The organism is Rhodococcus sp. T9N, from assembly GCF_024436645.1.
GTDB classification, from domain to species: Bacteria; Actinomycetota; Actinomycetes; order Mycobacteriales; family Mycobacteriaceae; genus Rhodococcus_F; species Rhodococcus_F qingshengii.
The window spans coordinates 44,465-67,078 of sequence record NZ_JAMSKS010000020.1 but is presented as its reverse complement, the minus strand read 5'-3'; the positions used below and the strand labels follow the sequence as shown (position 1 = coordinate 67,078).

Sequence of the window (22,614 nt, the reverse complement as noted above, 5' to 3'; positions counted from 1 at the left end):
TTCACTGTATGAGGGAGGGACATCGGCGATGACGAATTGGTCGCTCTGGCGTTGGATTACTGCGTCGGCAGGTGCGGTGGCAGCAGCGCTCATCGTCGGCGTCCCCACCGGGATAGTGCCGACTTCGTTCTACCAGCGGATGACTCCGGTGCTGTGGTGGAACTATCCGGTGTGGATCGCGAACGCGATATTGAGTGGATTGATACTCGCGACGTATGTGCGAACGCAATCCAGTTCTGCAGCACCCTCGCGCGTGGGCATTGGCAGCAATGCGCTGGCTCTGTTGGCCGTCGGCTGTCCGGTGTGCAACAAATTGGTGATCATGACTGTCGGTGTGACGGGTGCGTTGAATCTGTGGGCACCGATACAACCGGTCCTGGGGCTGATTTCACTGGCTTTGATGGCGGGCGCGTTTCGGCAGCGGTTGAAAGGTGAGCGGGCGTGCGGAGTGCGTACTTGTGTGTCGAAGGACTCGATCGGTACTGCGGTCCCCGAACGCTCCTAGTGCGCGATTGGATGTTGTCAAGAAGGATGGGACCCCAAGGAAACGGTCTCCTGTTGACGACGGTTGAAAACTAGTCCAGAAACGACGGGTGGTCTAGTTTTCAACCGTCGTTCACATCTCCTTCATCGCTTGGGTGATCTACGCCGCCTCTCTGCACGCGCGTGCTACTTCTGGTTGGCGCGATACCCGTGCCGCCTGGATAATCATTGCCGGTTTCGTCGCAATGCTGTTCAATCTCTTCATCATCAAGATGGATGTCTCCGGCCTCCATTCGTACGCGGGACTCAACTGAGAGCGAGCGGGTGAGAGTGGCGCGGGGGCATATGGATCAGGGGAGCCCCGCGCCTGCATGCCGGGGGAGTGGCGCAGCCATTCTGATGTGAGTGTGTGAACGTGGTGATCAAACTTGTCAATCATGCGCACTTCCTGCCCTTGCAAGGCGGAAGCCGTTGTGGCGCCGCGTCAGGGAGTTTCTTTTCCCGACATCCTGCGCGACACTCGAGTTCATCGTGTATCAGTGTCAACCTGATGTGGTCGCACCTGCTCAATACCGGCTGGCTTTCGAGTCGGTACGCCTCCGCGATCAACTCGGAGTCGGTCATCCCCCGCCGAACGTCCTGCATCATGACCTCCATGTCGTCTGTTCTCGTTTGCGTACCCGGCCTGTCCCTCGTTAATCGATGGGCTCGGTTTGCGCCTGGACCTGATTGATGCAAATAGATCGGTTCGGTTCAGGCGTGGGTTTTTGTGCACCCGTTCCTACCTCGTGCTGGTGGGTATCCCACGGAGCCTGACCAGAATGTTGAGCCCGACGAATGTGACCGCGCACGCAGGACGGCGCGTGCGGATCTCGGGATATCTTCGGGTGTAATTACCAAACCCTCCAACAAATGAGGTTGCCTCGATAGTGTTCGGTGTCCTCCGGGGTATTGACCTGTCGCCTAGAAGGCTCGGTGCCTCTGCCGAGGTCAATTGTCAAGCAGAGACACCGAGCCGCGTGCGCTCACATCCGACTGAAATCTGAGCAATGAACGCCGGAAGTCGTGATCACAGCGTGGCGAGAATGCCTTCCATCGTGGTGATTTCCTGGTTTTGCGCGCTGATGATGGTCTGCGCCATGGAGATAGCTTCGGGATACTGTCCGGAATCAACTTCAGTTTGCGCCATTGCGACAGCTCCGCGGTGATGGTCGATCATCTGAGCGAGGAACAGTTTCGCGGCATCGGTTCCCTGTGCATTCTGCAGCGCGGTCATGTCATCGGCGGACATCATCCCCTCCATCATTCCCGGCGTCATCCCCATGCTCTCTGAGGGCATCGGCATGTTCATGCTGGTAGAGGGTGTCATGCCTTCCATGCTGTGGGAGGTGGTCGGCATATTCATGCCAGAGGAGGACGAACTCTGTCCCCAGCTGGTCAACCAGGCCTGCAGCTGCTCGATTTCTGGGGCTTGCGCTGCCTTGATCTGTTCTGCCAACGTCGTCACTCGGGGGTCGATACCGTCTTTGGAGAGGAGCATGTCGCTCATCTGGACGGCCTGACTGTGATGCGGGATCATCTGCTCGGCGAATGTCACATCTGCCTGATTGTGAGTGCTCGCGTTCGCCGATGAACTGGATTCGGCACTCATTGACGTTGGCGTGGAGGTAGTTTCATCGGTATTGGAGCTGTTACATGCGGTGAGGACGAATAGTGCTGCAGTTGCTGCAGCACTGATTGCGAGGACCTTCTTCATATCGGGGAATCCCTTTCGCTGGGAGATCGGTTGTCGGGTCATGAGACGTTCTGTGAGGTGGACTTCGTAGTGCTGGGTGAAGGCCGGTGTTGATCTGGGGGAGAAGGGAGGCGTAGCCGCTTCAGCAGTAGTGCATTGACTGCGACGATGAAGCTGGACCCGGACATCGACAGCGCCGCGATCTCGGGGCGAAGTACAAGTCCGAGGGAGGGTTCGAAGACTCCAGCGGCGATGGGGAGGGCGATGACGTTGTACCCGACTGCCCATCCGAGGTTCTGTCTCATCTTGCGGAGGGTGCCTCGCCCGATTTGTAGAGCGACCGGTACGTCGAGTGGGTCCGACCGCATCAGCACGAGGTCCGCTGTTTCGATTGCGACGTCGGTACCTGCGCCGATGGCGATACCGAGGTCCGCTTGTGCGAGCGCGGGAGCATCGTTGACTCCGTCCCCGACCATCGCAACCTTTTTGCCGGCATTTTGCAGCTCGACGATCTTGGCGGCTTTGTCGCCGGGGAGCACTTCCGCGATGACGGTATCGATACCGAGCTGGCCCGCGATGCGCTGTGCGGTGGCTTCGTTGTCGCCGCTGAGCATGACGACTTCGACGCCCAAGTCGTGCAGCGCCGCCACTGCGGCGGCGGAAGTCTCTCGGACAGCGTCGGCGAGTGCGATCACCCCGACGCCCTGTCCGTCGACGGCAACGAGTACTGCTGTGCGCCCGCTGGCCGCGAGGTCGTCGCGTGTACCCATCAATGTGCCGAAGTCGACGTTTTCGGCGATCATCAGTTTGCGGTTGCCCACCGCCACTCGACGACCGTCCACCTCCGCAGCCGCACCATGACCTGGCACATTACGGAAATTTGTGAGGGGAAACTCCGGGGCGCCGCGTTCGGTCGCGTAGCGGACGATCGCGCCGGCGAGGGGGTGTTCGGACTCGCGTTCGACCGCCGCGACGAGGGAAAGGAGTTCATCGGTGCCGATACCGTCGACGACGACGTCGGTGACTTCGGGTTCACCCTTGGTGAGGGTGCCGGTCTTGTCCATCACTACCGTCTCGATGCGCGCCGAGGATTCCAGCGCGGTGGCATTTTTGAACAACACTCCTCGTTGAGCTCCGAGTCCGGTGCCGACCATGATGGCGGTGGGCGTGGCCAAACCGAGAGCGTCGGGGCAGGTGATGACAACGACGGTGATCGCGAACAGAAGCGCGGTCTGCACTCCTGCACCCGCCGCCCACCAGACGAGGAAGGTGCCGGTGCCGCCGATCAAAGCAACAAGGACGAGCCAGAACGCGGCCCGATCAGCGAACCGTTGCCCCGGCGCTTTCGAGTTCTGCGCTTCCTGGACCAACGCCACTATTTGGGACAGGGCGGTGTCGGCACCGACTTTGGTTGCTCGGACGCGAAGTGTGCCCGTCGTGTTGATGGAAGCCCCGATGACTGCGGATCCCGGTTCTTTGGATACGGGAAGGCTTTCCCCGGTCACCATTGACTCGTCGACTTCGGAAGTTCCGCTCTCGACCGTTCCATCGACAGGGACTTTGCCGCCTGGTCGGATCAGTAACAGGTCTCCGACGACAACGTCGGCGGTGGGAACTTCGACGGGTTCGCCGTCTCTCAACACGATTGCCAATGGCGGGGTCAGTTCGAGCAGTGTGCGAATCGCGTCGTTGGCTCCACCTCTGGCTCGCATCTCGAACCAATGTCCGAGCAGGACGAAAGCCGTCAGCACCGACGCGGCCTCGTAGAAGACCTCGCCGCCGCCGGTGAAGGTGACGGCGACGCTGTAGAGCCAACCCGCCCCGACGGCGACGGCAACGAGGACCATCATGTCGAGGGTGCGGGCCTTCAGAGCCCGATAAGCGCCGTCGAAAAAGATCCAGGCCGAGTAGAACACCACTGGCAAGCTCAGTATCAGGGTGAATACGTCGTCGCGGAGTCCGAACGGGGCGGGAACTGTGAATCCGAACATGTCGCGCCCCATCGGGGACCACAGCATGATCGGAATGGACAGAACGAGAGCGACGAGAAAGCGATTTCGCATGTCCCGGACCATGTCGTCCATCGACATTCCGGCGTGGGCGCCTCCGTGCCCCATCATGTCCTGTGCAGAGTGTTGAGCATGTGGTTCGTGCGCTGTGTGTTCGCCGTGAGGAGATTCGCCGGGGTGTTCGACCGGTGCGTCGGTTGATGTGTCGGCGTGGTCTGAATGAACGTGGTATTCAGAGGGCGTGGCGCTGGTGCTGTCGTTTGGTTCGGAGAGGGGGTCGCAGCTGTGGGAGGGCACTGATCGCCCTGCGCAGTGATAGCCGCAGTCCCGGATCCATTGGGACAGTTCGGGTATCGAGGTTGCAGCCGGGTCGTAGGTGACCGTGGCAGTTTGGTTGAGGACGTTGGCCTCAGCAGAGACGACGCCACGTCGGCGAAGGAGAGTTGATTCGACTGCGGCTTTCGATGTCGCCCACTGCAATCCTTGTACTTCGAGAACGGTGGTTCGATTCATCTCTGCGCCCTCTCGTTGTGACCGCCATTCTTGCGGCAGCGACTGTGCGGATACCTCGGTGGCATGTTCCCGTGTTGTGGCAGATCGTCGGCACCTCTGGGGCGTGATGTTGTGGGGTCCACGTGTGTCTCAATACTGAGCCTGCCGGTGGCGGATATGCCTTGGTTAGATGTTTGGTGAAGATTCGATGAAGGACCATGGTGTCCCAAGCAGTCGACGACTGCCCTCGTCCGTGATGGTGGTCGTCGTGAAGTGAAACCTTTGGATTCGTTGCGGGTGGACAGTGGGACCTCTCCCGCACATCGCGTCCGAAGAGTTCAGGGCAGACGGAAGGTCATCGGGGCAGTCGAATTCGGGATCAAATCAGTGATCGGAGCTTGTGGCATGACTGGTGAATCGTCGTAGGCGCAAACTGTTCGTGACGACGAAGATGGAGCTGAAAGCCATGGCAGCGCCGGCGATCAGCGGGTTCAACAACCCCAGCGCCGCCAGAGGCAACGCCGCCACGTTGTAGGCGAAGGCCCAGAAAAGGTTCCCTTTGATGGTTTTCAACGTCGAGCGCGACAGACGGATCGCATCTGCGGCGGAGCGCAGGTCGCCTCGGACAAGGGTGAGATCGGAGGCTTCGATGGCGACATCGCTGCCGGTGCCCATGGCCAGACCTAAGTCTGCTTGTGCCAGAGCAGCGGCGTCGTTGACACCGTCACCGACCATAGCGACTGTATACCCACGGCTTTGGAGGTCTTTGACGGCGCTTACTTTGTCCGCGGGCAAGACTTCGGCGATGACATCGGCGGCTTCGATCCCCACTTGTTTTGCGACGGCGACGGCGGCGCGAGCATTATCGCCGGTCAACAGGATGGGACGTAGTCCCAAGGTTCGGAATGCAGTGATGGCCTCTTTCGAGGTGTCCTTGACAGTGTCCGACACGACCACGATTCCGCGGATCGAACCGTCCCACGCAACCCACACCGGGGACTTTCCGTCGGCTTCCGCGTCGTGTGCGGCCACTTCCAGATTCTTGGGTGCGACGAGAGACCAGTCCTGCTCCAACCAGGTTCGCCGACCTATAGCAACGGCTCGGCCGTCTACGACACCGGAGACGCCTCGGCCGTCGTGGTTGGAGAAACCTTCGATTCTCGGCAACGGCCGGCCGTCAGCCCGAGCTGCAAGAGTGATGGCCTGCGCGATCGGGTGTTCGGAGCCGTCCTCCAACGCTCCTGCGACAAAAAGTAATTCGTCGATATTCTCGCCATCTGCGCCGACTGTCGAATCGACACTCATGCGCCCGGTGGTGACGGTCCCGGTCTTGTCGAGCACGATGGTGTCGACCTGACGGGTGGATTCGAGAACCTGGGGGCCTTTGATGAGAATCCCCAACTGGGCGCCGCGGCCCGTTCCGACCATCAGCGCCGTCGGTGTTGCCAACCCCAATGCACAGGGGCACGCGATGATCAGCACGGCAACGGCGGCGGTGAACGCCGTCACCATCGAGTGACCGGTCAAAAGCCACGCACCCAACGTCATCAGTGAGAGAACGATGACGACCGGGACGAAGATTCCGGAGATGCGGTCGGCGAGACGTTGGACCTGAGCCTTGCCGTTCTGTGCATCTTCGACCAGTCGTGCCATCTGAGCGAGCTGAGTGTCGGCGCCGATACGAGTTGCTCGAACGAGGAGTCGCCCTCCAGCGTTGACGGTGGCGCCGACAACGGCGTCGCCAGGGCGCACTTCGACTGGCACGGATTCGCCGGTCAGCATGGAGGCGTCCACCGCAGATGTGCCGTCGGTGACGATGCCGTCGGTCGCGATCTTTTCGCCGGGGCGTACGACGAAGATGTCACCGACCACCAATTGTTCGGTGGGAATTCGGATCTCGGTGTGTTCCCTCAACACCGCTACGTCTTTGGCTCCCATGTCCATCAGTGCGCGTAGGGCTGCACCCGACTGCTTCTTGGCGCGGGCTTCGAAATATCGCCCCGCCAGTATGAAGACGGTGACCGCAGCAGCGACTTCCAGATAGATGTGGTCCGCTCCGCCCTCCTGCTGTGGGAACAGGCTGAACTCCATCTTCATGCCGGCCATTCCGGCATGACCGAAGAACAACGCCCACAGTGACCACAGGTAGGCCGCCGACACCCCCACCGAGATCAGAGTGTCCATTGTTGCCGCGCCGTGTCGGGCATTCGTCAGTGCAGCGCGGTGGAAGGGGAGTGCGCCCCAGACGACGACGGGAGATGCGAGCGTCAAGGCCAGCCACTGCCAGTTCGTGAACTGCAATGGCGGGATCATCGACAATGCGACCACAGGCACAGTCAATGCGAGCGAGACGAGCAGTCGGGTCCGCAGTTGCGAAGCCTCGTCCTGGATTCGGGCGTCCACCCCGTCGGTAGTGCCGACCTCCCCGGACGAGCCCTTGGGGGCAGGCAAGGTGGCGGTGTATCCCGTTGCCTCGACGGTGGAGATCAAGTCTTCAGGTGCTACCGCACCCGTGAAATCGACCTTCGCCTTTTCGGTCGCGTAGTTCACTGTCGCGGTGACGCCGTCGATCTTGTTGAGCTTCTTTTCGATTCGCGCGGCGCAGGAGGCGCAGGTCATGCCGCCGATGACCAGTTCGACACTGTGTGCGGACTCGGCAGCGACGGTCGTGTTGTCCAGGGTGCTCATCAGATGTACCTCTCCTGACCTGCCTACGCTGGCGGTGTGGGCGCCCGGTCAGATGTTCGCGAGATGATAGTTGCCGGCTTCGTCGAGCGCGGCAGTTACTTGTTCCTCGGTCAGTGGCGCTGAAGCTGTGACGGTCACGGTGGAGACTCCTCCGGCGACGAGATCGATCTCGACCTCGCTCACTCCGGGGAGGGCGCGCAGCTCGTCCGTGACGGCGCCGACGCAATGCCCGCAGGTGAGGCCGGTGACCGCGAACGTGTTGTTGGTTGCAGACATGATGTCCTCCGTAGGGGTGGGCGCGGATGTCGTGGGTGATTTCTTCGTCGAGTTGCATCCACAGCCGCGTTGCGTCTTATCGAGTAGATTCGGCTGCGAGTTAGTCTGACCGCTCATGATTCCCTTCCCGTCTGGTACCCCAGGGGGGTACCTGTTTCTACTATACTCGCGTTAGGAGAAGGTGAGTCAAGGCTGCGCCTCGACTACTTCCGTCGGACATTTGGTCGGATTCTCCCTCGTGTATTCGCCCGCGCAGAGAACGTCGAATTTCGAGCGCCCGTGGAGTGTCGCCAGGTGTACACCGGAGCCATGGGCAGTTGCGCCGTTCGCGGGATTTCGATCCCAGTCCAGCGGCAGGGCAGAGGCCGGGGATTCCGGGACGCTGACCCGATGCCGGGGCGGCCACAATCTCACCTCGCCGAACGGGGTAGGAAGAGGCATCGAATGAGATGCCGGCCCAATCAGGTCGCGCCTCCCGTGCTGGTGTGATCGTGTGTTCGGACGTCTCCACGTGTCAGACGATGTAGCCCAAGCGGGTCATCATACCCGACTCCTGGTGATATCCGTTGTGGCAGTGGAGCATCCAGTCGCCCGGGTTGTCGGCGATGAGATCGACAGCGACAGATTCCATCGGACGAACGATGACTGTGTCCTTACGAGGGCCGACACCGCCGTCACCTTTGACCACTTGGAACGTATGCCCGTGCAGATGCATGGGATGCCACATCATCGTCATGTTGGTGAACGTGAGCCGGGCTCGGTCCCCTTCTTTGACGGTCAGAGGTTCGGTTTGGTCGTAGTTCCGACCGTTGATCGTCCATTGGTAGCTCATCATGTCCCCCCCGAGGTCTGCCACGAGATCGACACCGGTGCCATCGCTTCGCGGCAGAACGACACTTTCGGCTGCAGTGAACGACTCGACCGTGCCCACTCGACCTGCCAATTCCCGAGGGAGGAACGACGCGTCGGGCGCAGCGCCCGAGCCTGTACGCAGCAGCGTCCGAGCCTGAGCGTTCTTACCCTCGGCCGCGGCGACGAGCGGGAATACACCGTCCTTGACCGTGACGATCACGTCGTAGCGCTCACCCATGCCGAGGAGAAGCGCATCGACTTCTGTCGGTACGACCGGAAAACCGTCCGTATGGGTCACGGACATCACGTGATCGGCAAGGGCGACTCGAAAAGCGGTATCCGCACCCGCGTTGATGATGCGAATACGCACACGCTGACCGGGAGCGGCCGAGAAAGTTGTCGGTGCAGAAGCTATCCGCCCGTTGATCAGATAGTACGGATAGCTGACGTCACCCGCGTCCCCACCGAGCAGAGCGCTTGATTCTACCGAGTTAGGGCCACCCGAGGTGGCGGGCAGCGTGGTTTCGGCCGACCCGTGGTTCATTCCACCCATGCCAGGCATGTTGCCCATCCCGGATCCGCCCATCGAACCCATGCCGTTTCCGGACTGAAGGTCGGAGAGGATCTGTTGCGGACTCGTGCCGACTCCATCCGTCCAGTCGTCGAGAACCACGATCCATTCGGCGTCGTAGTCGACGGGCTCGCGGGGGTCGTCGACGACGATGGGGAGATACAGGCCGTAGTCGGTGTCGAGACCGACATGCGGGTGAGCCCAATACGTTCCCGAATGAGGTACTGAGAACCGGTATGTGAAGTTCTGCCCCGATTCGATGTTCGGGCTTGCCGGCATGGCGCCGTCCATGTCGTTGCGAAGCGCGATGCCGTGCCAATGCACCGATGTCTGATGATCGAGTCCGTTGTTGACGGTGATCGCCAACTCGTCACCGACATTCGCGCGAATCAACGGACCGGGAACACTGTCGCCGTATGCCAGAGTGCGCACCGTGATGCCGCCGAGATCGATATCGGCACCCTGCGGATTGAGCGTGTAGTCCACGGTGCGACCGGTATGCGGGCGCGCTGCCTCAGCGGACGTGATGGCATTCTTGTCGAACGGCGGGGGGTTCGGGTTGGACGATCCGCTGGTGGTGCATGCGGTCAACGCCAGGCCACCCGCCCCCGCCGCCGTGGCGGCGAGAAACGTACGTCGACTGAAAGCCGATCCTGTGAACGGCGCAATAGCCATGATTGTGATTGTCCTTGTCTAGTCGTTGTGGAGAAACGGAACTGATACGCCACCGAGCCCGGGGCGCGCGTGCGGCAGAGGTCAACGACTCTCGTGTCGACGAGAGGATCGATCCAAAGCTTCACTGCGGGAGCGATACTCGTCATCGTCGATCTCGCCGCGGGCGTAGCGCTCATCCAACAGATGCTGCGCATTCGTACCACGGAGTTCGCTGCGGGTACTGCGCCTGGGACGAAACAAAGCAAGTAGGGCCGCAATGACCAACCCCCAAAATGCGATCATCGCCAGCGCCATCAGAATCCAGCTGACCCAACCCATTCCATAACCCGAATTCTCGCTCCACCACATCATGTCCGTTCACTCTCCTCACCTTCGACAGTGCTCGCCGAACCCTCTGGGATCGGTGTGCTTTCTATGAAGATTCGCTGAAGAGGTGACCGCATACCGTGTATCGCGTGCGCAGCGGCGACTGAGCAGTCCACGATGGTGGCATGGACAGTACGTCAACACGGTCAACCGACGGGTACGCAGGTTTTCGGGCACTGGTCGTCGACGACGAACGCCCACTGGCCTCGATCATCTCGAGTTACCTCGAACGAGAGTCATTCGAGGTGAGTGTGGCCTACAACGGTTTCGACGCTCTCGCCCTGGCACGTGAGGTCGATCCTGATGTGGTGGTCCTCGATCTCGGGTTGCCCGGTATCGACGGCATCGAGGTATGCCGGGAACTTCGTACATTTTCGGATGCATACGTGGTGATGCTGACTGCTCGCAGTGAGGAAGTGGACACCATCGTCGGGCTTTCTGTCGGTGCCGATGATTACATGAGCAAGCCGTTCAGCCCCCGAGAGTTGGTAGCGAGGATCCGCGCGATGATGCGCAGACCCCGCAGCGGAGTCGCGCACGGTACAACTGCGAGAGCGGTAACCCGAGACGAGGAGAGTCCGCCAATGACGTTCGGGGTGCTCAGGATCGACGTTGCCGGGCGAGAGGTCTCGGTCGCCGAGAAACCGGTTCTGCTGACTCGGACGGAATTCGACGTGTTGGCGGCATTGGCCGCTCGGCCGGGGATGGCGTTCAGCCGTCGGCAACTGATCGAAGCAGTGTGGGGTCCTGCGTGGACGGGGAACGAACATCTTGTCGATGTTCATATCGGTCATCTGCGCCGCAAACTCGGCGATGATCCCGCCGCGCCTTTGTATGTCAATACCGTGCGCGGCATCGGGTACCGAATGGGTTCCGGAAAATGACTACCCTGGAAGAACTTTCGTCTCATCAGGGGCGTACCCGCCGAGGACTCGGTGTCGGCGTGCGTTTGTTGATGGCCCAAACGCTGGTCTTGGTGGCAGGAGCGGCCACCTCATGGGTCGTTGCAGTCACTGTCGGTCCGAGTTTGTTCCGCGAGCATCTGCGCCGCGCGGGCGTGCCTCCGATGTCTGAGGAGCAAATGCATGCCGAGCAGGCATATCGCTCGGCAACTGCGGTCTCGTTGTCCGTGGCGATCGGCGCAGCTGCGTTGTGCGCGCTGGCTGTGACCTGGTATCTCAGTCGTCGGCTGCAGCGGTCGGTGACTGCGGTGTCAACTGCCGCCACGGCAGTCTCGGCGGGAAACTACGCGGCCAGAGTCCCGCCGCCGCAGCTCGGTGACGACTTCGACGCACTTGCGACGGCCTTCAACGAAATGGCGGTCCGTCTCGAGTCTGCCGAGTCGATGCGTCGACGGTTGCTGGCAGATCTCGCGCACGAGATCCGGACGCCGGTAGCTGTTCTCGAAGCATTCATGGAAGCGCTCGAAGACGGAGTGGAAGCTCTCGATGATCACACCATTGCGATGCTCAGAGATCAGACCCGACGTCTGGCACGGTTTTCCGGCGACGTCTCGGCGCTGTCCGATGCCGAGACGAATCGAGCTGCAATCGAACCGACATGGACCAGACCTGAGGTACTGGTGAGCTCAGCGGTAGCGGCGCACGAAGAACGATACGACACGAAAGCAGTCATTCTGAGCGTGGACGTCCCCGGAAATCTGCCGTCGGTGTGGCTGGACCCGGAGCGCATAGGGCAAGTGTTGAGCAATCTGCTCGACAACGCACTGCGCCACAGTCGATCACAGAGCACAGTGAAGGTGCGGGGACGGGTGAAAGGGGATCGGTTCATCCTCACACTCACCGACGAAGGCGATGGAGTCGCCGCCGAGCACCTCCCCTATCTGTTCGAGCGTTTCTATCGCGCCGACGCAGCACGCGATCGTGCTCACGGAGGGGCAGGGATCGGACTGTCCATCGCGAAAGCACTCGTCGAAGCACACGGTGGACAGATCACCGCCGCGAGTGACGGAGCCGGGCAAGGCACCACCTTCGTTATCGCGTTGCCAGTACATCGTCCGAAAGGGCGGCACATCGACTGCCGGGGAACTGTCGATGCGTGACATTCGACGCGACATTCGAGGTAATGGAAACGCTCCGGGAACACCCACTCACCCCGCCGCTACCGGCACACCTGGTCAAGAACTCGTGAGGTGAACCGATCAATGACGATTCAAGAGACCAGAGCGCAGAGGTGACCCGGCCCGGGGACTTACACTTCGATCGCTGTGACGTAGGCACTCGCGCACACCGAACCCGAGACCAGGAACCAACTACTCAGGCTCTCCCCTGAACTGTGATACCGCACGGTCACGTCGTTTCCCGCGGTGATGGGAGAGCGATATTCGAGAATCGCTCGGTAGGGGAGTGGATTTCGGGGTCCGGCCCAATCTCTGATCAGGTCTTCGACAGGCTGCCAATACGTGGCGTTGTTGACGTGGTTGAACGGATCGATATCGCTCGATCGTAAGACGAATGTCGTTTCCTCCCCATCGCCCGGATGAGCGGTGTGCCAGGGTTTCCACTTCAATCGGTGATCGTTGGCGGTCGAACCGAGTCCGGCCATGAAACTCTCTTCGATCCTGGAAGGCATCCCGTTGACCGGATTGAGATTTATCCAGAATCCTTCGGTCTCGATCAAGCCGCCGCCGTCGGATTCGATGCGGACACGCATCGTGCACCACCTGCTCGACAACCCCGAGCACCATCTGCGCATGCGCACACGAGCCGGCCAGCTGACCGGACGAATGACATCGATGACTGTGCGGCGCACGACCCACACCGGGTGGGCAGCCGCTGCGCCGCTCGCATCGAGATCGTCGAAACCGATGTCCTGCAGATAACGTGCAACGCCATCGAGTCGCACCGTCCCGGAGACGTCGATATCTCCCGTCCGTACCGGCCGAGAGGTTTCGAACACCGCGCCATTGGTCGGCAAATCCACCAGGCGGTGGTTGCGCATCGCGTCAGCTTCCATTTTGCAGATCCCTTAGATGTGATTGTTCGCTTCGATACTTTGCACACCCTTGCTGCAACGTAGTGCGATCCCTACGCCCAGTCCCGCATCAGCCGCCGGGTCTGCCGCAGTCGTACCCAGTAGTCCGTGCCCGGTCTCCGAACATGGTGAACAAGGAGCCTATCCAGTCTCGCAAACTACTACACTGTCCGCGCGATTGCCGGTTGACGTTCGATGTCCTTTCCAGGTCCTTCTTGAGTGTGCCCAAGATCGTTGCGGCACCATGGAATTCCCATATTCCTCGGCTCGGCCTCGAAGCGCCTCGTCTCGCCGCAGTGCCCACCCGCGCGTTCGCGCTCGACCTCTACCTACTATCCAGGTTCGTAGTTCAGCTACTATCGACCTTAGTAGTTCGGTGGGCATCCGCGCCAACCGAGAGATTGGGGCGACGGTGAGCAAAAAATCAACCAAAACCCGCGCGAAACAGCGGTCTACGACGCAGAGTCGAGCCCGACGCGCCACGTCACCGAAGCGGAACCCCACTTCACGACCGCACGACGAAGTCGGCACAACACCCCGTGCTAGGCCCAGTCCGGCCGGTAGTGCCGTGGAAGAACTGGCCGCAGCGGCCGCAGCGGCGTATCTGAGTAAAGCAGCGCCGACGCCAGCCTCGGCCTTGGCTCAAGCACCGCCGGCGCCGGCCATCGCCGAAAAGGCGATGCCCACCAAGCCATCGGGCACTGAACGCGTTGCCCGGCCATTGGGTGACGACGAGTCGACCGCTGCAACGGAACTCGCTGCGCCCGGCGGTGGGTGCGCTGAAGCGTTCACGCAGATAGAACCACAGGGGCTCGCAGCAACGTACTGGGGAGAATCGCCCGAGGTTACTTCCGATCTGTCGATTCTGTTCCGAGGAGCCCGCAACAGCCCGGGCAGCGAACCGGAACGTTTCGAGAGGGTCACCCACGTCAACGGTGTTCCAGCGGGGGAACGCTTCGCGGTGACTGCGAGAATCCGCGGAATCGCCACTGGTAGTTGGACTGTCAGTGCCGAGCGCATCGAAACTCCGGACGACACCACCGGGCAGTTCGACATCGCAGCTCCGCAGACCGCCACGGCCTGGACTACCGCAGCGCCATTGGTGCACGGGCCCGGCGTGCGACTCTGGACGTGGCCGCTGTTGGTCGGTTTGGGTGCAGTGTTCGCCATCGTCATGCAGGCACTGCTCTTGACCCGTATGAGCGAGAACGCCACTGCGGCAGTTCTCATTTCGATCCTCGGCTGCCTTCTCGGCTACGTGGGTGCGAAGCTCTGGTACTTGGCACTTCACCGCCAGAGCCTTCGAAAATTCGTCTCTGCCGGCGCATGCATACAAGGATTTTTGGTGGTGTCGCTCGCGGTATTGGTGCTCGGCGGAGCAGCCTTCGGTCTGGGCGTCGGTGTGTTACTGGACATGACAACGCCCGGGTTGTTTCTCGGGATTGCGATCGGGCGCCCGGGATGCTTTTTGACAGGATGCTGTTCGGGTCGACCTACCAGGTCGAGATGGGGAATGTGGGCTTCGGACCGGACTCTCGCGGTGCGCCGAATCCCCGTGCAACTGATCGAAGCGTTCGCAGGCTTGATCATCGGCCTCGCGACACTGATTTTCGTCCTCTACGGCACCGAAACGCCCTATGACGGAGCAGTATTCGTTGTCGCCGCGGCTATCTACACGTGGGTCCGTCAAGGGTTGTTCCCCTATCGTGCGGACCCTCATACACGGCGCGGGCGGCTTCTGACCAGCGCGGCATGCGGAATTGTCATCGTCGCGACGATTCTGCTGGGCGTGGTGTGATCGTGACCCAGAGTAGTAGCCTTTTGCGCTTTTCTGCCGATGCCACGTGCGCAGAAGGTGAGTCTCACGAAAATTGGGATGGCCACGAATCAAGTTTCGCGCGGGATCTGGCCAATTCGATTGGCGCCGCGTTCGGTGCATGAGGCCGGTTCAGTTCGAGGAGGGGGTGAACCGGCCTTGAGCACTGGCCCCCTGCGGGCCGGACTCCTTGTTCGTCCACGACCCGGTTTCGCACTGTTTCAAGCACCTGCTGCGCATGAAGCCATCGCCATCGCACCCAGTAGCGCCAGAAGAGGCGCCGCAGGTAGGACGATCGCCGTTCCGCAGGCAGCAAGGGTGCGGAGGTAGCGAATGGGCGCCGGGTGGTGGGTGCGGTGGGAGGACAGACGATCAAGTCGCAACGCCAGGCAATCCTGCGCTATTCCCAGAGCCGCCACGGGCACCTCGTGAGGTGTCATACTGCAGAGTGCGCGGTGCACGGATTCGCGCCCATGCTGACGAACGGCTCGGGAGTCGGCTTCGATTTCCACCAACGCACGGACCAATGGGGGCGAAGATCGCATGATCGGAAGCCACGGAAACGCGTAGGCGAGCGTTTGAGCTGCGCTGACGAGCAGATGGTGCCGCCCCGTGATGTGTGCTCGTTCATGTGCGAGTACTGCAGCAAGAGCCTCGGTGTCGAGTTGATCTCTCAATCCGTCGCTCGCAACTACAAGCGCGGGGCGCCCAGCGATACTGTAGGCGAAGGGCACAGAAACCGGGAGCCAGAGCAGTGACGAGGACCGTGCACCCCCCAGAATGCGCAGCAACCCGAGGTGCTGCTGGTGTAGCTCGCGGCGAGTGCGGGAGAAGCTGAACAGATGGACGGTGCCTCGCACCGCCCCGATGACCAGGGCTGACCCACCGAGTACACCCACCGCCGTCTCGAGCCTGGCCGGCGCGTCGTCGTGAAGGGCGAGCCAACAGCTGTGGGCGAATTCGATCAGCGACGAGACACCACCGTGACTGGGTAAAAGGCTCAAGATCACCGGGACACTGATACTCACTACAGTTCCGAGTGCCAGAGCGCCCCACAAGACGAGGACGACATGCGGATCAACGCCGCGACGCATCATCGATCCGAGGAACAGCGGGGAGAGTGCGGCAACGAGAAGGCCACCGACCGCCCACGCGAGGACGGCTGTCACTTCTTGCCTCGTTCACGCAATCCACGCGCCAGGATCTTCGATTCGACGTCGGATGTCCCGCGAACAAAATGCAACAGGACCCCGGTCGGGTCTCCGGTGGATTCGAGAAGTGCGCGCAACCCGTCAGCTGCCGCTTCCTCGCGGCTTCGCGTGGCTTCGTACCAGTACGCGCGCCCGTTTCGCTGACGATGCACCCAACCTTTGCGATGAAGATTGTCCATGACGGTCATCACCGTCGTGTACGCCGGTTCACGGTCGTCATCGAGGCCGTCGATGACGTCGCGCACACGGACCGGTTCGGTGGAGCGCCACAGCACATCCATCACCAGCGCCTCGAGCTCTCCCAGACCTTGCATTTTTCCTCCTCGTAGAGCTGCATTCGTCACCGCACCGTGCGAGTGCCCAACCTGCAACCTCCGTCGCTTTCGTACGGGGCCCAACCAGCGCTGTCGGTGATTCGTCGGTCACAGTGATGTGGGACCGCTCGATGAGGGTGTCGTGTCGACTCTGCACGCTGGAGGTTGCCGAGACGGCGAACCGAAGCCCTGTAGAAATACTATCTGTTCTGCTTCCCGTCGCCGCCCCGATACGGCGGCGGTGTCTGGCGACCTCCTCCCGTGACGATCTGCCGAACCCCTGTCAGCTCTGACAGTGTCAAAAGGTTTATCCAGCACTTTCGCGTCGACTACGGGAGAACGTCTCGCGCGGAGCTTCTGTTTGCGATTCAGCATCGTTTGCCGGCAGGGCGACAGGTCTTACAGCGCGCTGCCTTCCGACCATCGGTCCCACGGCACACTCCAGTCGCCGTTCTGCCACAATTCGAGAGGGGCGCCGCCGGTATTGCGTATCTCCACGACATCTCCGGGAAGCGAAAAATCATAGAACCATTGAGCATTGGCGCGACTGAGGTTCAAGCAGCCGTGTGAAACATTGGTATTGCCTTGCGCCCAGACTGTGTCTTCGAGTTCGTGAAGGTAAATTCCGTCGGTGCTTATTCGGGTGGCGTAGTTGATTTTTTCCTTGTACCCCAGCCGGGAATTGACGGGAAGTCCGTAGGTCGACGAGTCCATGATCACGGGGTTGGCCTGATCGAGGACGGTGTAAATGCCTGGTTGGGTCCAGAAGGAGATCGTTTGGCCGTTGACGAGCTCGGTTCCTCCCATGCCCATCGATGTCGGCATAGTGCGCACAGTTTTGCCGTTGCTCGTGACCGTCACTTGCTTGGTCGTATCGTCGGCGACGGCGATATGCGAGTCGCCGATGGTGAATGCAGTCGTGGCGTCTTCCTGTCCGAACAGTCCGCCACCGAGCGGGACGCCGAAGACCGCAGCCCGGACCGTGACCTCGGTGCCGGGGGGATAGTACGCACGAGGTCGCCAGTGAACATTCTGGTCATCCACCCAGTACCACGAGCCTTCGAGCGGCACCGACGTTTGCACAGTCAGGCTTTTCTCCGCCGCTGCACGATCGAGGATCGGCTCGTCGAAATGCGTGACAATAACGATCCCTACCCCGAAAGTGCCACCATCTGTGAGGAGGTTACCCCCGGCCGTCACGAAGGATGGTTTGGTCAGGTTCCGCGGCTTGACTGTGGAGAAGGTGCTGGACTGATCGAGACGTGAGCCATCGTTTTGGGTGGCTGACGCTGTCATCGTGTAGGTCTTCCCGTAGTCCAAGGACGCGCCGGGTTTCCACACCTGCCGGTCAGGGGTGAAGATGCCATCGACCACAGCCCCGCCCACTTCGGTGAGCACTACCGAGTCGAGCCTCCCGCCAACAGATTCCACCGTGACCGGATCAAGGGGGTTGACGGTATCTGTCCCCCCGGAAGGAGTCATCACCAGCGCGGAGACAGGAGAGTCGTTCTCGGCGGGCGCACCCGTGTCACTCGGTGCGGACTGCGGTGCTGTGGAGGTGCATCCTGTCAGCGTTGCGACCATAAGGACAAGGACGACTAACCCTGTATGCCGTGTTGAGGCCATAATTGTTCCTTCACGTCAGTGGGTGGGGAGCGCCGACGAAGACAGTGATTCGCAAGGGACGCAAGTAATCAGATGGAAGATCAGAGCGGACAACGAGAAGAGAGGCTTCGACGGACAGGCCTAGCCACTCGCCAGTTTCCGGATCAGTTCTGTTGCAAAAGTGCTTGCATCGCGGTGATCTCGGACTGCTGTGCGGCGATGATATCGGTAGCCAATTGCTTGGCGTCGGCGTTGTCGCCATCGGATAGTTCCGATTGGGCCGTCGCGATCGCGCCGGAGTGATGTTCGATCATCATCTTCAGCCACGCGGTGTCGAAGTCCCCATCGCGCAGCCCCTCCAATTGAGCGATCTGCTGCTGGGACATCATTCCTGAATCAACCCCGCCGTGGTCCATTCCATCCATGGAGTCCACAGGGGAGGTGGCGTCGGACGTAGGTTGACCCCATTGTTCGATGAGCGCTGCAATCTGATCCATTTCGGGCCCGCGAGCGGTTTGGATCGAAGCGGCGAGTTCGAGTATTCGAGGATTGGTGGTGCGACTGTCAACCATCTTTGCAATCTCGACGGCCTGTGCGTGATGTGGATACATCATCGCGACGAACTGCATATCCGCGCTGTTGGCGCCGTTGGGCTGCGAGGCCGCGGAGGAGTTGGACATGTTTCCGCTGTCGTTGCTCGACATTTGGCTCATGTCATGGCCGCCGCAGCCGGCGATCAGCATCAGACCGGCGGCAGACCCCGCTGAGACTGCGATACGTGTGGAAACAGCACGTGTAAGCATCATATTTTTCTCCTGGAATGTGTTGTTGTGCAAAAAATTCTTCTGGGGAGGGGCCGTCGACTCGGATGGTCAGTAGTTCCGCTATGAGCGTCTGTCGTATCCGCAGCGCCGACAGTTGGTTGTGTAGGGGCAAGGTGTCGTGCACGATGCACGTCTGCGGCAACAGGGGAACGTGCAACCCTCCACTCACGCGTGCCGGTATGATCCTTGTCTTCGCGCTCGATGACGACTGTCGCGGTGATCAGCGTGGTGTCGTGCGCGCCGGGCAGGACCAGCGAGGTGACGGTGGAACCTGCAATCAGAAGGTTGCGGTGATCAAGACAAGCGACAGCAGGGGATGAGTGGTTGAACAGACTGCAGGCCAGAGCCACCGCTACCGGTTCGTCACCCTGCGTATGCCGTAGGAATTTCGAAGGCCTGGGCGCGGCCAGTGCGCGGGTGCGACAGAACTGGCAGGGGTGAATGAACGAGTAAGGGGAGATCATCGCAGCTTCCGTTCCTATTGCACGGTGACAGTTCACTGGACGTGAATATCTCGTCAGTTCTCCCCCATCAGTTCACTTCGGGGTAGACGAAGGTGCGGGTGATGAGATGTTTTGCATCGCTTAGTGTTTCGGAAACTATTCGTCCAGTTTGGTCGAGGTCGAGCAGTACGTTCATACCCGCAGCCGGATAGCCCAATGCCAGACGGAGTTGCCGTCCGGCGCTGGGTAAGCGCACCGCGATGGGCGCAGTCCCGTCCGCATACGGCTCCTGGGCGAGGAAGAACTCGCTGGACAGACTTAGTTGCTGAGGTTCGGGTCCGACGTTTGCGGCATCACTGGTCACCGATTCGTAAAAGGTCAGATTCTTCTGAGTGCGGGTGATATCTACGGCTCGAGCGAGATCGGTGTCCCCGGACTGAACAGGCCATGGAATTAACATGCTGACCGTCCCGCCCAGCCACCCTGTCGCCGCGGCCTCGAGCGTGAGCATGCTTTCACCCAGTGGCCAATCGGCTTGCGCCACGAAGCATCCGGATCCGCACCCGCGCAAGGGAAGGGAAGTGTTCTGCCCGCTCGCCCGCAGTGCGCCGATCAAGGTGTATTCCTGGTCCGGTTCCTGAGCGTAGTAGTCGACGCGGCGCGGAGTCGACAGTCGAACCACCAGCTGCCCTTCGCTGGCGGCGACGCTCACCCCAATCTGTCCAGCCAATGTTCCCAGCGGCAGAACCGGACCGATGGCTGCAGGTGGTCCCGGCTGGGCGGGTGAATTGGCAGGCGCCGTCGAGACTAATGCAGCACTGATGGCGAGCACGGAGATCAGGAGGATGCTCTCGATACGAATCTGATTGCGCAGTTTGCCCACTTGTTCAGTTCTGCGCATCGTCCGCCGTGCAGATATCGCCACACCCGAGGCGGCGATGACGAAGAGTAGTTTGACCGTCAGAAGTTGCCCGTACGGGGTGGAAAACATTGCGGCAACGGGGATCAGCAACAATGCCGAGATCGTACCGGTGGTCACGACGACGATGAAGGTCCACAGCGCAAGTCGTGTGTAACCGGCCACGACCCACCGAACCGGGGCATGCTGACCCCGCCACGCGAATGCAGTGCGAACCGTGTGGAGCAAAGCGCCGACCCAGATTGCCGCTGCCGCGAGATGAACGGCGGTGAGAAACGCGCCCCATCCGGGAGCGACGACGTTTGCGTGCGAGCGCAGCCCTTCGGCGGCAATGACCAGCAGAAGGGCTGCGCTCGCAAGTCTGGGGCTCCCCGCGGCTTTCAGCGCCAAGGCCAACATGAGCCCACACGTCTCTACGAGCAAGATGATGCCCGCACGTTCTTGCCATAGCGCAGCAACGCTGGACGAAGCGGCGAGCGAAACCATAAGGCCTGCAACACCTACCAAAGCAATACAAGCGCCGGCCGGAAACCAGGTGCGCAACTTCTTCAACGAAGGGTTCTCGGCGTGCGGTACAGACGACAATCTCTCCGCGACAAGTGTCCCGAGCGCGAGGGCGAACCCGACGAACAGCAGCCACCGGAGCACGGTTTCCGTCCACGAGGTCGAGGCGCTGTCGTCGCCACCGCCACCGCCGCTGTCGGTCAAAGCGAGGCCGACGGCAAACCGAAAGTCTTCCTCGACGAGGTCACCATCTGCGCCGATCACTTGCCACCGGACGGTGTAGGTGCCCGGCGACGGAGCATCCGAGAGCCGGGAAGTGATTGCACGGCCACCTTTGGACGACTCTGCTGCCTCCATCGGGCTCTCACGGCCTGCGCCGTCCAGGACTTTGATCGCATCGGTCCCGGCGGTGACTTGTTCGTTGAAGATCAGGGTGATGGCTTGCGGAGGCTCGGAAACGGCAGTCTCCGAGCCAGGTTCGGTAAAGAGCAGCGTGGGGTGAGCGTTGGCGATGCCGGCGCCCAGAACCACAAGGACTCCCGCAACGAGCACAAGTGTGATGCTCTGGAACATTCGAACGAACAACGACATGTTCAGGTCAGTTCAAGGCATACAGAGACTGAGAAGTCGCCGCGTACGCGCTGTCGTAACTCGCCGCAGTCAACGCTTCGACTGCTCCGACATTAGCGCGCTTCTCCCAGCCTTTTCCCTCCCTGCTCCGCCAGGCGAATCCATCTTGATCGACCCCCCACAGTGCATCCGAGGAGCCCGCGATCAGCACCATGGACGGCGCTCCAGCGAACTTTGTGAAGGTGCGCCCGTCGTCGCTGCTGTACTGCAGCCCTGACGAGGTGACAGCCCATGTCCCACTCTCGGTGAGAGCGAGGGACGCCACACCCAGGGCACCGCCGGATTCCCACGACTTTCCCTGATCCTTCGACACCGTGACACCTCTGGCCCCGTCGAAGCCGACGAGTGTCGTGCCATCTGTAACCAGAGAATGAAAGTCGACCTGTCCCGCGAGCGAGCTATCCGTCCAGGTTCGGCCGCCGTCGTTGCTGGTGCGTAGGCCAAGTGGGTTGGCTGCGGTACTGGACGGTCCCGGGTGCCCTGAGGAAAAGAGCGTGTCACTGCCCGCCACGCCCGCCAACCCCATCAAATCGTCGTCGGAATCACCCACTCGCACTGTGTCGCCCGAATCTCCGATCGCGAACAGTCCGCGATGCGTACCCGCCAAGATGGTGCCATCGGCGTTGATATGCAACCCGTGCAGATGGTCAAGTTCGGGTGTGAGCTCCACCCCTGGTATGGGCGGGACGATGGACTGGCCGGCCTTGTCGTCGTTTCCCTGCGTCGAACAAGCCGCAAGAGAAACGGCGATGAGAGCGGCGCCGACGAGCCCCACGATTGGGGACGTTCGCGCACGACGACTATTGGGCATCTGGGTGTCTCGTCCTGTATTCGAAGGGATGGCAACATTTCCGGGCGACTGGTACCTTATCTACTAAGATGCATAGTAGATGAGGGTGTTGGCTGGCTGCGAATTCACCCCCTGCAATGGTCTAGTGCAAGGGAAATGCTCGCCGTCGAAGCCCCTGATCTGATACGGCAGGGAGGTGCAATTGGTCTGGTCCCACGCACGGGTCGACGGGATGACGGCGCATCGCGTCATTGGTGGCGCAACCGGCGGTGGGCAGGAAGTTTGAACACAGGGCGGGTGCAGCGGTACTGCCTAGCCCTGGTGGCAGGAATGATTGAGAGTTCTTCTCGTGTGGTCACTTACCCGGAGATCTTGCAGTTGGCGAAGCGCCCATACAGACGGGATGCTGCTCAACGT

17 protein-coding genes and 1 pseudogene are annotated in these 22,614 nt (G+C 61.0%); 5 read left to right on the top strand and 13 right to left on the bottom strand.

Annotated features, from left to right (window positions below; all coding sequences use genetic code 11):
• Positions 1 to 28 precede the first annotated feature (28 nt).
• Together M1L53_RS26265 and ccsA are read left to right on the top strand one after the other, a co-directional pair.
• Positions 29 to 505, top strand: coding sequence for a hypothetical protein (locus M1L53_RS26265; RefSeq protein ID WP_047270626.1), 477 nt, complete (start codon positions 29 to 31; stop codon positions 503 to 505).
• A gap of 115 nt (positions 506 to 620) precedes the next feature.
• Positions 621 to 797, top strand: a pseudogene (ccsA, locus tag M1L53_RS26260) (cytochrome c biogenesis protein CcsA); the annotation flags it as partial.
• A 755-nt stretch (positions 798 to 1,552) separates the two neighbouring features.
• Here the strand turns inward: ccsA and M1L53_RS26255 are convergent.
• From M1L53_RS26255 to M1L53_RS26230, 6 genes are all read right to left on the bottom strand, one after another.
• Positions 1,553 to 2,239: a DUF305 domain-containing protein gene (locus M1L53_RS26255; RefSeq protein ID WP_047270628.1), complete on the bottom strand. Its 687-nt coding sequence runs from the start codon at positions 2,237 to 2,239 to the stop codon at positions 1,553 to 1,555.
• A gap of 38 nt (positions 2,240 to 2,277) precedes the next feature.
• Complete coding sequence (locus M1L53_RS26250) at positions 2,278 to 4,740, bottom strand: cation-translocating P-type ATPase (RefSeq protein WP_058228111.1); 2,463 nt, start codon at positions 4,738 to 4,740, stop codon at positions 2,278 to 2,280.
• A 363-nt stretch (positions 4,741 to 5,103) separates the two neighbouring features.
• Positions 5,104 to 7,407, bottom strand: a complete 2,304-nt coding sequence (locus tag M1L53_RS26245; protein ID WP_047270630.1) for a cation-translocating P-type ATPase — start codon at positions 7,405 to 7,407, stop codon at positions 5,104 to 5,106.
• 48 nt (positions 7,408 to 7,455) lie between these two features.
• A complete protein-coding gene (locus M1L53_RS26240; protein ID WP_030537788.1) occupies positions 7,456 to 7,683 on the bottom strand; it encodes a heavy-metal-associated domain-containing protein in 228 nt (75 codons plus the stop codon).
• Positions 7,684 to 8,197: 514 nt separating this feature from the next.
• On the bottom strand, positions 8,198 to 9,781 hold the full coding sequence (locus M1L53_RS26235; protein ID WP_030537787.1) for a multicopper oxidase family protein: 1,584 nt from the start codon (positions 9,779 to 9,781) through the stop codon (positions 8,198 to 8,200).
• Positions 9,782 to 9,862: 81 nt separating this feature from the next.
• On the bottom strand, positions 9,863 to 10,132 hold the full coding sequence (locus tag M1L53_RS26230; RefSeq protein ID WP_030537786.1) for an SHOCT domain-containing protein: 270 nt from the start codon (positions 10,130 to 10,132) through the stop codon (positions 9,863 to 9,865).
• A gap of 140 nt (positions 10,133 to 10,272) precedes the next feature.
• On the opposite strand from M1L53_RS26230, the gene M1L53_RS26225 reads away from it, so the two are divergent.
• Positions 10,273 to 11,031 (top strand): response regulator transcription factor, encoded by a 759-nt coding sequence (locus M1L53_RS26225; protein WP_030537785.1) that lies wholly within the window; start codon positions 10,273 to 10,275, stop codon positions 11,029 to 11,031.
• Positions 11,028 to 12,209, top strand: a complete 1,182-nt coding sequence (locus M1L53_RS26220; RefSeq protein ID WP_030537784.1) for an ATP-binding protein — start codon at positions 11,028 to 11,030, stop codon at positions 12,207 to 12,209. Before M1L53_RS26225 ends, M1L53_RS26220 begins: the two co-directional genes overlap by 4 nt.
• 149 nt (positions 12,210 to 12,358) lie before the next feature.
• Here the strand turns inward: M1L53_RS26220 and M1L53_RS26215 are convergent, their stop codons facing one another.
• A complete protein-coding gene (locus M1L53_RS26215; protein ID WP_030537783.1) occupies positions 12,359 to 13,123 on the bottom strand; it encodes an acyl-[acyl-carrier-protein] thioesterase in 765 nt (254 codons plus the stop codon).
• A gap of 586 nt (positions 13,124 to 13,709) precedes the next feature.
• Between M1L53_RS26215 and M1L53_RS26210 the strand changes: the two genes are divergently transcribed.
• A complete protein-coding gene (locus tag M1L53_RS26210; RefSeq protein ID WP_051720982.1) occupies positions 13,710 to 14,939 on the top strand; it encodes a prolipoprotein diacylglyceryl transferase family protein in 1,230 nt (409 codons plus the stop codon).
• A 239-nt stretch (positions 14,940 to 15,178) separates the two neighbouring features.
• Here the strand turns inward: M1L53_RS26210 and M1L53_RS26205 are convergent, their stop codons facing one another.
• The 6 genes from M1L53_RS26205 to M1L53_RS26180 form a co-directional block, all read right to left on the bottom strand.
• Positions 15,179 to 16,126, bottom strand: a complete 948-nt coding sequence (locus tag M1L53_RS26205; RefSeq protein WP_019747376.1) for a M56 family metallopeptidase — start codon at positions 16,124 to 16,126, stop codon at positions 15,179 to 15,181.
• On the bottom strand, positions 16,123 to 16,482 hold the full coding sequence (locus tag M1L53_RS26200) for a BlaI/MecI/CopY family transcriptional regulator (protein ID WP_019747377.1): 360 nt from the start codon (positions 16,480 to 16,482) through the stop codon (positions 16,123 to 16,125). Before M1L53_RS26200 ends, M1L53_RS26205 begins: the two co-directional genes overlap by 4 nt.
• 399 nt (positions 16,483 to 16,881) lie before the next feature.
• A complete protein-coding gene (locus tag M1L53_RS26195; RefSeq protein ID WP_037127158.1) occupies positions 16,882 to 18,108 on the bottom strand; it encodes an Ig-like domain-containing protein in 1,227 nt (408 codons plus the stop codon).
• Positions 18,109 to 18,251: 143 nt separating this feature from the next.
• Positions 18,252 to 18,923: a DUF305 domain-containing protein gene (locus tag M1L53_RS26190; RefSeq protein WP_223304577.1), complete on the bottom strand. Its 672-nt coding sequence runs from the start codon at positions 18,921 to 18,923 to the stop codon at positions 18,252 to 18,254.
• Positions 18,924 to 19,442: 519 nt separating this feature from the next.
• Positions 19,443 to 21,368, bottom strand: coding sequence for a copper resistance protein CopC (locus M1L53_RS26185; protein WP_030537779.1), 1,926 nt, complete (start codon positions 21,366 to 21,368; stop codon positions 19,443 to 19,445).
• Positions 21,369 to 21,375: 7 nt separating this feature from the next.
• On the bottom strand, positions 21,376 to 22,218 hold the full coding sequence (locus tag M1L53_RS26180) for a F510_1955 family glycosylhydrolase (protein WP_030537778.1): 843 nt from the start codon (positions 22,216 to 22,218) through the stop codon (positions 21,376 to 21,378).
• Between the last annotated feature and the right edge of the window lie 396 nt (positions 22,219 to 22,614).